The organism is Afipia broomeae ATCC 49717, from assembly GCF_000314675.2.
Classification (GTDB): domain Bacteria; phylum Pseudomonadota; class Alphaproteobacteria; order Rhizobiales; family Xanthobacteraceae; genus Afipia; species Afipia broomeae.
In genome coordinates this window covers 55,010-67,116 of the sequence record NZ_KB375284.1, presented here as the reverse complement: position 1 = coordinate 67,116, position 12,107 = coordinate 55,010, and the positions used below count along the sequence as shown (strand labels likewise).

Annotated in this window: 8 protein-coding genes; 3 read left to right on the top strand and 5 right to left on the bottom strand. The window is 62.5% G+C overall.

Annotated features, from left to right (window positions below):
* Positions 1 to 182: 182 nt before the first annotated feature.
* The 5 genes from HMPREF9695_RS19830 to HMPREF9695_RS19815 form a co-directional block, all read right to left on the bottom strand.
* Entirely contained in the window at positions 183 to 731 is a 549-nt protein-coding gene (locus HMPREF9695_RS19830; protein WP_006022683.1) for a DUF924 family protein, read from the bottom strand.
* Between the two features lie 117 nt (positions 732 to 848).
* Positions 849 to 1,127: an endonuclease domain-containing protein gene (locus HMPREF9695_RS25955; RefSeq protein ID WP_006022682.1), complete on the bottom strand. Its 279-nt coding sequence runs from the start codon at positions 1,125 to 1,127 to the stop codon at positions 849 to 851.
* 79 nt (positions 1,128 to 1,206) lie between these two features.
* Positions 1,207 to 2,904, bottom strand: coding sequence for a long-chain fatty acid--CoA ligase (locus tag HMPREF9695_RS19825; RefSeq protein WP_006022681.1), 1,698 nt, complete (start codon positions 2,902 to 2,904; stop codon positions 1,207 to 1,209).
* Between the two features lie 211 nt (positions 2,905 to 3,115).
* Positions 3,116 to 4,609: a D-alanyl-D-alanine carboxypeptidase family protein gene (locus tag HMPREF9695_RS19820; protein WP_006022680.1), complete on the bottom strand. Its 1,494-nt coding sequence runs from the start codon at positions 4,607 to 4,609 to the stop codon at positions 3,116 to 3,118.
* Between the two features lie 321 nt (positions 4,610 to 4,930).
* Positions 4,931 to 6,730 (bottom strand): glucan ABC transporter ATP-binding protein/ permease, encoded by a 1,800-nt coding sequence (locus HMPREF9695_RS19815; protein WP_006022679.1) that lies wholly within the window; start codon positions 6,728 to 6,730, stop codon positions 4,931 to 4,933.
* Between the two features lie 310 nt (positions 6,731 to 7,040).
* On the opposite strand from HMPREF9695_RS19815, the gene HMPREF9695_RS19810 reads away from it, so the two are divergent.
* From HMPREF9695_RS19810 to HMPREF9695_RS19800, 3 genes are all read left to right on the top strand, one after another.
* Complete coding sequence (locus HMPREF9695_RS19810) at positions 7,041 to 9,422, top strand: spermidine synthase family protein (protein ID WP_245258799.1); 2,382 nt, start codon at positions 7,041 to 7,043, stop codon at positions 9,420 to 9,422.
* A 181-nt stretch (positions 9,423 to 9,603) separates the two neighbouring features.
* Positions 9,604 to 11,592, top strand: coding sequence for a hypothetical protein (locus HMPREF9695_RS19805; protein WP_006022677.1), 1,989 nt, complete (start codon positions 9,604 to 9,606; stop codon positions 11,590 to 11,592).
* 202 nt (positions 11,593 to 11,794) lie between these two features.
* The gene (locus HMPREF9695_RS19800) at positions 11,795 to 12,091 is read left to right on the top strand and encodes a copper-binding protein (protein WP_006022676.1); all 297 of its coding nucleotides are present in this window, start codon (positions 11,795 to 11,797) and stop codon (positions 12,089 to 12,091) included.
* Positions 12,092 to 12,107: the final 16 nt, after the last annotated feature.

Here is a 12,107-nt window from a genome sequence, read left to right as displayed (position 1 = left end):
CGTTAAGATTTGGTGGTTGTGACCTCGCCCCGCGAGGATGGAGAAGCGAGATGATACTCCAAGCTGTCATCACCGGGCTTGTCCCGGTGATCTCGATCAGGTGAGCACGGCGCTTCGGTCATCGAGATGGCCGGGACAGGCCCGGCCATGACAATTGGGAGTCGATTTGCGCAAGGCTGGTCCTACCCCTTGAATCCACCCTCAGCCAGAAATACCGCTTCCTCCGGCGTCGTGGCTCGTCCCAGTACGGCATTGCGATGAGGGAAGCGGCCGAACTTGCGGATGATGTCGGCGTGCAGCACCGCCCATTTCAGGCTGTCCTCACCGACCGGCGCGAACAGGGTGATGCTGCGCTCCTGATCGGCCATGTTCTCGGAATGCTCGAACGGCAGATAGATAAAAGCACGCAGGGCTTTCTCGGTGCGCAAGTCACGGCCTTCCGCGATGGCGCGTGCGGCAACTGCGCGGGCGAGCGGGTCGGTTAAGAATGCGCGCGGATCATCGCGGAACATGTTGCGGGGAAACTGGTCGAGCACGATCACAAGCGCCAGCGCGCCGTCGTCGGAGTCCTGCCACGCGTCCAGCTTGCCGTCGCAGGCCGCTTCCCAGACGCCCATGAAACGGTCGCGGATTTGCTGGTCGAACGCGTCGTCCTTGCCGTACCAGCGATCGTATCCGGCGTCGCGCCAGAACGTGAGGACGTCGGAGGGGGAAGGAAGAATATCGGTCATCGTTCTCGTTTACTCCCTCTCCCCGCTTGCGGGGAGAGAGTTGGGGTGAGGGGCATCTTGAATAGCGGATTCGATCGTCTGCACGACACCTTCAATGTTTTGAAGAATGTCGTTGTTTCAGAACCGCAACACGCGATAGCCGATTTCAGAAAGATTACGATCTCGTACCGCGTCTGTGCCGGATTCGAGGTGCTGGCCGCCGTCCGCTTCTACGATTAATTTCAGTTCGCGGCAGACGAAATCGCAAACGTACCGATCGACGGGCTCCTGACGAACGAACTTGGCGCCGGAGATCTGCCGGTTCCGCAAGTGACGCCATAGTTTTGTTTCGGCGTCTGTTTGCAGGCCTCGCAATTTGCGAGCGATACCGGTGGCTTTGTGATCCGGTCCGCGCATGCGGGCTGCCCCTCACCCGGATCGTTTCACGATCCGACCTCTCCCCGCAGGCGGGGAGAGGTGAAGGATCATCGCCGCCTCAGCTCGCCGCAGCGGCGGCGGCCTTGGGCTTCTCGTCGCGCAGTTCGCGGCGCAGGATCTTGCCGACATTTGTCTTCGGCAATTCCGTCCTGAACTCGACGTGCTTGGGCACCTTGTAGCCGGTGAGTTCGGTCGCTGCGAACTTGATGACGTCCTGGGCGGTGAGGTTGGGGTCCTTCTTCACCACGAAGGCCTTCACAGCTTCGGTCGACTTCGCGTCGGGAACGCCGATCACCGCGCATTCGAGCACGCCCGGATGGCTGGCGATCACTTCCTCGACTTCGTTCGGATAGACGTTGAAGCCCGAGACCAGGATCATGTCCTTCTTGCGGTCCACGATCTTGGTGTAGCCGTCCGGCGACATGATGCCGATATCGCCGGTGCGGAAGTAGCCGTCGGCGGTCATCACCTTCGCGGTTTCTTCCGGCCGGTTCCAGTAACCCGCCATCACCTGCGGACCCTTGGCGCAGATTTCGCCGGGCTGGCCGAGCGGCACTTCGTTGCCGTCGTCGTCGCGGATCGACAGCCAGGTCGAGGGCACCGGGATGCCGATCGAGCCGGAGAACTTGTCGGTGTCCGCCGGATTACATGTCAGCGTCGGCGAGGTTTCAGACAGGCCGTAGCCTTCGGACAGCGCCACGCCGGTCACCTGCGTCCACCTGTCGGCCACCGGCTTCTGCACCGCCATGCCGCCGCCGAAGCAGCTCTTCAGCTTGGAGAAGTCGAGCTTGTCGAAGCCGGGCGTATTGAGCAGGCCGTTGTAGAGCGTGTTCACCGCCGGGAAGCTGTTGACCTGATACTTCGACAGTTCCTTGACGAAGCCCGCCATGTCGCGCGGGTTCGGGATCAGGAGGTTCACGCCGCCGGCGCGCACCGCGAGCAGGAAGCACGCGGTCAGCGCGAAGATGTGATAGAGCGGCAGCGCACAGACGATGAAGAGCTGATCGACATGCGGCGGCTTCTTCAATGCAGGTTGCAGCCATGCATCGTTCTGCAGCACGTTGGCGAGAATGTTGCGGTGGAGCAGCGTCGCGCCCTTGGACACGCCGGTGGTGCCGCCGGTGTATTGCAGGAACGCGACATCGTCGCCGGTCAGCGCCGGCTTGGCCAGCTTCAGCTTGCGGCCGGCGGCGAGCGCATCGTTGAACGACACTGCGCTCGGGATCGAATAGGCCGGGACCATCTTCTTCACGTTGCGCACGACGAAGTTGACGATCACGCCCTTGAAGCCGAGCAGGTCGCCCATCGAGCCGATGATGACATGCTTGACGCTGGTGTTCGGCAGCACCTTCTCCAGTGTGGTGGCGAAATTTTCCAGCAGCAGGATCGCTTCGGCGCCGGAGTCCTTGAGCTGATGCTCGAGTTCGCGCGGCGTGTAGAGCGGATTGACGTTCACCACGGTGAAGCCGGCGCGCAGGATGGCCGCCGATGCGACCGGGTTCTGCAGCACGTTCGGCATCATGATGGCGACGCGCGCACCCTTTTTCAGGCCCCTGCTTTGCAGATAGGCGCCCATCGCCGCCGACATTTCGTCGAGGTCGCGATAGGTGATCGACTTGTCCATGCAGATGAAGGACTTGCGGTCGGCGAACTTCTTGAAGCTCTCTTCCAGCAGTTCAACCAGCGACGGATACTGGTTGACGTCGATGTCGGCGGGTACGCCGGCCGGATATTGCTTGAGCCAGATACGTTCCATGATGACTCCCCTCAGATGTTTCCTGATGGCCCCCGTCTTGTGGCGGGGTGCTCGGGCTATGTTCTCAAGTATTGAAATAAGTATTGAGCGAAGCCGCAGGCCATAGCAAGCCTGTGCGTGGTAACGACGCACTTGAGAGGCTCTAAACGCGGGCCTCCGGCCGCTCACGCATGCGGATTTCGCAAGGCACAATCCTAGCCGGATGAGCGAGTTAGCCGCGAGGCGCGGTGTCGGGCTTTTGCTGGGCGGCGGGCTTGGCCGCCGGCTTGGCGGCGGGAGCGGCGGCAGGTTTGGCTGCCGAGTTGGCGGCGGGCTTGGCAGTTGCAGGTTTGGCCGCAGCAGGTTTGGCGGACGCATCCGGCTTCTTGTCGGATTTCGGCGCGCCGGCAGGCGTCACTGCGGCAGCCTTCGGCTTTGGGGCCGCTGCCGCCGGTTTGGCGTCAGGCTTCGCGGCGGGTTTTGCGTCCTTCCTGGCGGCCTCGGCATCCGGTTTGGCGGCGAGCTTTGCCGCCTTGGCGCCCTTCTTCCGCTTCCCCACGGACGCTGCCTGGTTGGCGGCCTCGGCGGCATCGGCTTCCAGAATGGCCGCGCCGGTCCGGGCCGGGCCGGTATAGACGATGACCGGTGTTGCGGCGGCAGCCGGCATCGCCAGCAGGTCAGACACCTTCATGGTCGGCGGCTGAAGCCCGGCCGTGAACATCGACACGCCGGCTTCATTATTGCTGCTGTTGTTGTCAGCCACGATATCCGGATCGTCTTCTTCGTTCTCGGCGCCCGGCCGCTTGCGCTTCGGTCCGCACATCTCGTCGCGCAGGTTCGGTGGCGATGCGTCGATCGGCGCCAGCGCATCGACGGTGCCGAGCGAGGGCTTCAGCCACGACAGCTTGTTGCCGCCGAAGCCGCGTTCGAGCAGTTGCGCTGCTTTCGCCGCACGCTGCGCGGATGACTGTGCGCCGAGCACGACGGCGATCAGCCGCCTGTTGTTGCGTGTCGCGGTGGCGACAAGGTTGAAGCCCGAGGCGCAGATGAAGCCGGTCTTCATGCCGTCGGCGCCGGGATAACGGCCGATCAGCTTGTTGAAATTCGCGGTCACGCGGCGGCCGAACTTGATGGCCGGAATGTGCATGAAATATTCGTACTCGGGCAGATCGCGGATGATCGCGCGCGCCAGAATGCCGAGGTCGCGGGCCGAAGTGATCTGTCCTTCCGCCGGAAGGCCGTTCGGATTGACGTAGCTTGTCTGCGTCATGCCGAGCCGCTGCGCGGTCTTGTTCATTTCGGCGGAGAAGCCGTCGATCGATCCGCCGACGCCTTCGGCGATGACAACGGCAATGTCGTTGGCCGACTTCACCATCATCATCTTGAGCGCGTTATCGAGCGTGACCTGCGTGCCGGGCCGGAAGCCCATTTTCGAGGGCGCTTGCGCAGCCGCCGTCGGTGACACGGTCAGCAGCGTGTCGAGCGTCATGCGGCCGTCCTTGACCGCCTTGAGCGCGACATAGGCCGTCATGATCTTGGTGACGGATGCGGGATACCACGGATAGGTCGCGTTCTCTGCCTGAAGCACCTTGCCGGTGTCGGCCTCGATGAGCAGCAGCGCTTCGGCCTGCGCGATGCGCGGCGCGATGACCACGATCAGCATCGCTGCAACGAGCGCAGACGCTCGCAGCGGGAGCAGCCGGAACAGGGCAGGGAGCAACGCCACTACCGGATTCCGATGTTCAAGAGCACGCCTGCGGCGAATGAAACCATGGTCTCCTCGGCGTGTTGCATGCGGGTTGAGAGCAATCGAAATCGCCAAATCAGATGCGCACAATACTTATACCGTAGCGCACCCGTCCGAACAGGGGCTTTGAGGCTCAATCAAGCATGAAATGGGCCAAAATTCGACAATGCCCACACGTTGTTCTGTCATGGCCGGACTTGGTTCTGTCATGGCCGGACTTGTTCCGGCCGTCCCGGCGGACGGGGCACTGTGCTCAATTTATCGGGATCACCGGGACAAGACCGGTGATGCACCACAACTTTATGTCCGCGAAACTGCGGTCGGTCGCACCGCCGGTTCCGGGTGAGCACCTTCCTGAACCATGAACTGCGCCCTTGCGAGCCTGGCGAAATAACCGCCGCTGGCCACCAGTTCATCGAACGTTCCGCTTTCGATCACCCTGCCCTTGTCGAACACCAGAATCCGCGTCGCATTGCGGATGGTCGAGAGCCGGTGGGCGATCACGAATGTGGTCCGGCCCTGCATGACGGTATCGAGAGCGGCGTTGACCTTAGCTTCGGTGACCGCATCGAGGGCGCTGGTCGCCTCGTCCAGGATCAGGATTGGCGGATTTTTCAGCAGCGCGCGGGCGATCGAGAGGCGCTGACGTTCACCGCCGGAGAGCATGCGGCCGCGCTCACCGGCATTGGTTTCGAATTTCAGGTCGCTGCGTTCGATGAAGTCGAGCGCCTGCGCGCCCTCGGCCGCTGCGCGCAGTTCCTCATCAGTCGCGTCGGGCTTGCCGACCCGCAGATTCTCGGCGATCGAGCGGTTGAACAGCAGCGCTTCCTGGAACACCACGCCGATATTCCGGCGCAGCGCCGCGAGCGTCATGCCGCGAATGTCCATGCCGTCGACCTTGATGACGCCCGACTGCGGATCGAACGCGCGATGCAGGAGTGCAATCGCGGTGGATTTGCCGGCGCCGGTTTCGCCGACCAGCGCGAAGGTCTGTCCCGGCAGCGCGGTGAACGAGACGTCCTCGACGGCGGGACGCTTGCCGTCATAGGAGAACGAGACGTCGTTGAATTCCACGAGGCCGGTGAGGCGGCCGGGATCGATGGCGTCGGGCCGGTCGCGCACTGCCGGCACCGCGTCGAGCACGTCGAAGAACTCGCGCAGCCGGGGCGCTTCCATGAAGACATTGTTGATGAAGCTGACGACCTGTTCGAGCTTCTGGATCAGCATGGTGGCGAAACTCACGAACATCACGATTTCGCCGACGCTGGCCTGTCCCTGACTGTTCAGAATGATGCCGACCACGAAGATCGCCAGAATCGTGATCGTGGTGGATGCGCGGGTCATCACCGCCACCAGCGCCCACCATGACAACACGGGCAATTGCGCCGACAGCAGCTTGTCGGCGACGCCGCGCAGGCCCTGCACCTCGGCTTCGACGCGCACGAAGCTCTGCACCAGCGCCACGTTGCCGAGGGCGTCCGAGGCACGAGCAGCGAGATCGCCGTAATGCTCCTCGACCTCCATCTGCAGGCCGTAGGTTTTGCGCACCACGAGCGTGGTCAGGATGGTGAAAACGACGCACAGGACGAACAGCAGGATCGCAAGCCGCCAGTTGATGTACAGCGACAGCGGCAGCAGCACGACCAGCGAGACGATCGACGCGAAATGCTCGCGGAAGAAACTCAGCCACAGCCGCCACAACGCGTCGGTGCCCTGAAGCATCACCTTCATCAGACGGCCGGAATGCGTGCCGGTGTGGAAGGTAAGCGGCAGTTGCATGATGTGTTCGAAATATCCGGTAAGAACCGCCTGCCGCTGCCGGTGTGCGAGGCGATCCGCCTGCAAGGCGACGAACGCGCTGCAGACGATCGTAAACAGTCCGAATGCCACCCACGCGCCGAGCAGCGGCCATGGTGACGTGATCGCGCCGAACAGCGTGTCCGGACTCGGCTTGCCGGACAGCACATCGATGATGCGGCCGAACAGCACCGGTTCGGCGAACTGCGCCACAGCGAGTGCCAGGTTGGCAGCAGCGAGAAACCAGCCGAGCCGGGATTCCTTGCCGAGCAATTCAAGAACGCGAATGTAAAGACGGATCAAGGGACAGCCTTAAAGTCTGGCATCAACGAAAGGGCATCATTCTAGCTGGGGATTTGTGGTGAATATAGTGTGCATTTGACGTCCGCGGGAACATGTCAGCGAAAGCATCCGCGCGCGCGGGTTCGCTCATCATCAAATGGATCGGATCGGTTACAAACGGAGAAGAAGATTTAGCGGGATGTTAGGGGGTTTCATTCAGCCTGATCGCGAGCGGGTTTGCCGTTCATATGGGTTGAAAACGTTATTGAGGGGCAGTGCCTTGCAAGCAATTTCCAGGATCCCGAGCCGTTATTATTTCGCAATTTTCGTATTGGCCTCTGCCACCCTGTCCTACCAGATCCTGATCACCCGCTTCTTCAGCGTCATGCTGTACTATCACTTCGCATTTGCTGCGATTTCATTAGCCATGTTTGGGCTGACGCGCGGAGCGATGGAGGTCTACGGCAAGCCGGAGCGCTATGCGCCCGAGCGGGTTGGCGTGGAATTCGCGCGCCACGCCTCGTGGTTCGCCATCACCGGCGTCGGCACCATGATCGTCTTCCTGTGCCTGCCGCTCATCACGCCTGTGGACTATGTGCCGGTCGTTCTGGCCATTGCGACGCTGACGTTCGTTCTTCCGTTTACCGAAAGCGGCGTGTGCATCACGCTGTTGCTGACGCGTTTGCCGTATGGCGGGGGATGGCTTTATGCGGCCGACCTGTTGGGCGCGGCGCTGGGTTGCCTCGGGGTTATCTTCGTCTTGCTCGTTGTCGATCCTGTGAGCGCCACACTGTGGATCGGCGCCTTCGCGGCCGGCGCGGGCTGGATGGTAGTGCGGAACAGCGGCGACCTGCGTACCCTGCGCCTGAGCGGCGCTGTTGCACTTATGCTCGCGCTCGCAGCGACTGCGCACACCGGGTTTAGCGTTTCCGGCAAAGGTCATCTTGGCGTCGTCTGGGCCAAGGGGGTCGAGCAGATGGGCACGCTGTTTGAGCGCTGGAACACTTACTCGCGGGTGCGCGTCACTGAGCTTGGCGAATCCGTTCCGTTCGGCTGGGGTTTTGCGCATACGCAGACAACCAGGATTGAGCAGAAGCGTCTGGATATCGATGCCGACGCCGGCACGGTCATCACCCGGTTCGACGGCGATATCAGCAAGCTGTCCTACCTCAAGGACGATGTCATCAACGCCGCCTATCTGGTGCAGCCGCAGGCCAGCGTGGCTGTCGTTGGCGTCGGCGGCGGCCGCGATATCCTGTCCGGACTCTATTTCGGCGCAAAGCGCATCTCCGGCATCGAGATCAATCCCGCGATATTTGAAGTCCTGACCGATAAATTCGCGGATTTCTCCGGCCATCTCGATCGCCTGCAAGGTGTGTCGCTGGTCAACGCCGAAGCCCGCAGCTACATCAACCATTCTTCCGATCGATACGACCTCGTCCAGATTTCGCTGATCGACACCTGGGCCGCGACGGCTGCCGGCGGCCTGACGCTCACGGAAAACCGCCTCTATACCGTTGAGGCATGGGATGATTTCTATCGGGCTTTGAATCCCGGCGGGATGTTGTCGGTGTCGCGATGGTACGATCCGAACACGCACCGCGCCGAGTTCTATCGCCTGCTGGCCATCGCATCGAGCGCGCTCCAGCGCAAAGGCGTGCCCGCAGCCGAGCTGTCGCGCCATGTGATCGCGCTGAATGTCGATAACATCGTCACTGTGATTACCCGGCCAGATGCGCTGACCGATGCGCAGTGGCAGGGCGCGCGCGAGAGGCTTACCGCGCAGGGCTTCAAGATCCTGCTGGGTCCCGATGTCACGTTCGACGCCGTTGCGTCGAAGCTGATGTCCGGCACGGCCGACGCCGCTTACTTTGCGTCGCTGCCGGAAAACATCACGCCTTCGACGGACGATAATCCGTTCTTTTTCTTTACAGCCCGCTTCGGCGATTTTGCCGCCAAACCCGCGACGGCTATCGCGAACAACAATGCCGCGATCCGCACGACGCTGCTGCTCATCGTCCTGACGCTGTGCGCCTGCGCGTACTATGTCGTCGGCCCTCTCGTCCCTCTCGCGCGGAAGATGCCGTTTTCGGAACTGGCGCCGCCGGTGGTGTACTTCTGTGCGATCGGCATGGGTTTCATGCTGATCGAAATCTCCCAGATGCAGCGGCTGATGGTTTTCCTCGGACATCCTGTTTACGGGCTGAGCGTCGTGCTCTTCACGATTCTTCTCTTTGGCGGGATCGGCAGCGCCACGGTCGGCGCGCAGGCTCCCCGGCCGGTGTCGGTTGCCGTGCGGATTGTTGCCCTGCTGACAACGCTCGTCGTCGCGGGGCTGTTGACCCCGTGGCTCACCACGTGGGCGCGATCCGAAGCAACCGAGACGCGCATTCTGCTGTCGGTGCTGCTGCTGGCGCCTCCGGCGTTCTGCATGGGAATGATGTTCCCGCTCGGACTCAGCATCTGGCGGCGTCACTCCGAGCTGCTTCCTTTCTTCTGGAGCGCCAACGGGATCACATCGATGTTTGCGTCGGTGCTGGGCATGGCCCTGTCGATCGAATTCGGCATCGCCAGGACATATGCCCTCGGCGCCTGCTTCTATGTTGTCTGCGCGCTCATGATCGTATGGAGCCGCAAGACGAACGACGTGCCTGCGGCAGCGCCAATCAGTGAAGTGGAACTGGTGCGCGGGAAAATGGAATCGGTCAGTTGACCGATTGAGTGTCGGACCCGGCGTGCCCGACTGACGATGTCGCCCTCGCGATCGGTCGAGAGCGTGGGGGAACCATCGCAAAATAGCCGACAAATCGGCTGACTCATGCCCCGCTTATTCGTATCCTCTCATTCGCCCTCGGGGGAATGCAGTACGGGGGCGTTCAGCGGGGTCAACTCCAATGCGTCTCGCATGTCGGTTTGCTGTTGCCGCGACGGCATGGTTGCTGATCGCCGGTTTCTTCTTGCTCCTCTCGACAATGGAATCGCAGGCCCAGGCGCCAGCCGGCATCTGCAAGGACTCCGCCGAGTTGACGGTTCTGCCTTCGCCGCTTGCGCCCTGGACGGGCGCACCGCTGCGGGTCATGGTCGTCACCGAGAAGCCGCTCAAGGGCGTGTTCTCGCTGACCGCGCCTGATGGACGCGTGGCGGCGAAGTCATCCGACCGGCACGGCGGCTCGCCGTACTTCTGGCTCGCCGAGATTGCCGCACCGGCTGCGGGCACCTGGCACGCGACGTTGGCGCTGAACGATGGCCCGGCGGAATGCCGCACCATCACGCGCGACATCGCCGTGAGCGCAAAGAAACCTGCGCCTGTGCCGGTGACCGCGGCGAGCTTCTGGCAGGTGCGCGGCGGCTGGAACAGCACCACGGAAACACTGTTCGCTGCCTGGATCGAAAAACTGTTCGACGCACCGCCGGACCAGGATCTGTCCTGGAAGGTGTGGCATGAAGTGCTGCACGACCGGTCGCGCAACTTCCTGTTCAATCATCTCGGCCGCGGCGAGGACAATGCGCGCTCTGGCCTTCGCCCCGACTGCGCCGACTTCGTCTATTTCCTGCGCGCCTATTTCGCTTACAAAATGGGTCTGCCGTTCGGCTATTCGAACTGCTCGCGCGGCACTGGCGGCAAGCCGCCCAAGTGCTATCAGTGGTTCGATATCGAGCATCCCGAGGTGACGCGTCCGCCGCCGCCGCCCGAACCGGACAGCGCATCGGCTGCGCCAGCGACACCGGCCGCGCCGACGCCTCGGAGTTTGTTCGCCGGAGCACAGCCCGTCGAAATGCCGGTGCCACTGCCTGTCACGCCGCCGGCGCCGAAGCGCCCGGCGACGTTCGGCGAATATCTCAAGGATGTCGGCGACGTCGTTCACACCGGCGCGGTGCGTGTGGCAGGTGCCGACGACAATACCGACTTCTACACTGTGGCGCTGACGGAGCACGCGCTGCGGCCGGGTACGGTCTACGCCGACCCCTACGGGCATGTGCTGATGCTGGTGCATCGTGAGCCGGAGGTTGATGGCAAGCCCGGCGTCTTCCTCGCCGTCGACGCCGAGCCTGATGGCTCGATCACCCGAAAGCGGTTCTGGCGCGGCAATTTTCTGTTCGTCCACGATCCTGCGCTTGGCAGTTCGGGCTTCAAACGCTTCCGGCCGATCGTGCGCGACAGGAACGGCCCGTTGCGGCGGCTGGCCAATGCCGAGATCGCCAAAAATCCGAACTACGGAGATTTCTCACTCGATCCGTCGCAGATGAAGGTCGAGGACTTTTACGATCGCATGGATGACGTGATGTCGCCCGATCCGCTCGATCCCGTGAAGGCGATGTCGGACGCCATCGCAAGCCTTCACGAGCAGGTGAAGACGCGCGTCACCTCGGTGGAAAACGGACGAAAGTATCAGGAGAAGAAACCCGGCGAGATCGCGATGCCGAACGGCCCCTCGATCTTCCAGACCACGGGAGCCTGGGAGGATTACTCCACGCCGGCTCGCGATTTCCGTCTGCTGATTGCGATCGATGTGGTGCGCGGATTTCCGGATCGCTTCGCGCGGCGGGCGGCGCGTTACGCGGTGCCGGCCGGCAAAAGCATCGAGTCCGTGAAAGGCGAGTTGCAGGGCGTGCTCGCCTCCGAACTCGCCTCGCGAAAAATCACCTATACCCGCAGCGACGGTTCGCCATGGACGCTGTCGTTGAAGGACGTCCTCGACCGGATGACGGATTTCGAGATGGCCTACAATCCGAACGACTGCGCCGAACTGCGGTGGGCGGCGCGGGACAACACCGATGAGGCTTCGACGTGCAAGCGGCATGCGCCGCAGGCGCAGCGCGCGAAGATGTCGTCGGACTATCGCGCCTGGTTCCGCGAGCGGCACTGGCCGACGCGGACTTAGGTCGCGAGCAGGGCGGATAGCGCCGCCGGACGGCAAGGCTATCCAGTGAGGCGCCCGCTTCTCAACGGGCGCAGTTCACGGCGATGAAAGCCGCAGAAACGCATCGCCGAAATCTCCACGGCGAGTGCAGGTGCATTGTCTTTCCGAGGAACCAATCGGGCTACCAGGGTTTGTCCGGCATACCCCAAAACCGGAGACCGCCATGAAACTCGCAAACATCGCTGTGGCCGGGACGGTGATCCTCGCCACGATCAGCGCGGCAGCTTGGGCCCAGCAAGGTCTCACCGGACTGGTGACGAAAATCGACCGGACCAAGGGCACGATCGCGATTCAACAGGAGCAAAGCGGGACCGTCGGAGCGAATACCGGCGGCGCCGCGGAAGAGTTCAAGGCGCAGGATCGCGCGTCGCTGGATGCCGTGCATGCAGGTGACAAGGTCACGTATTCAGTGATCGACACCGGTGGAATGAAGACGATCACAAAACTTCAGAAGCAGTAGACCTTCGCATCCGTCA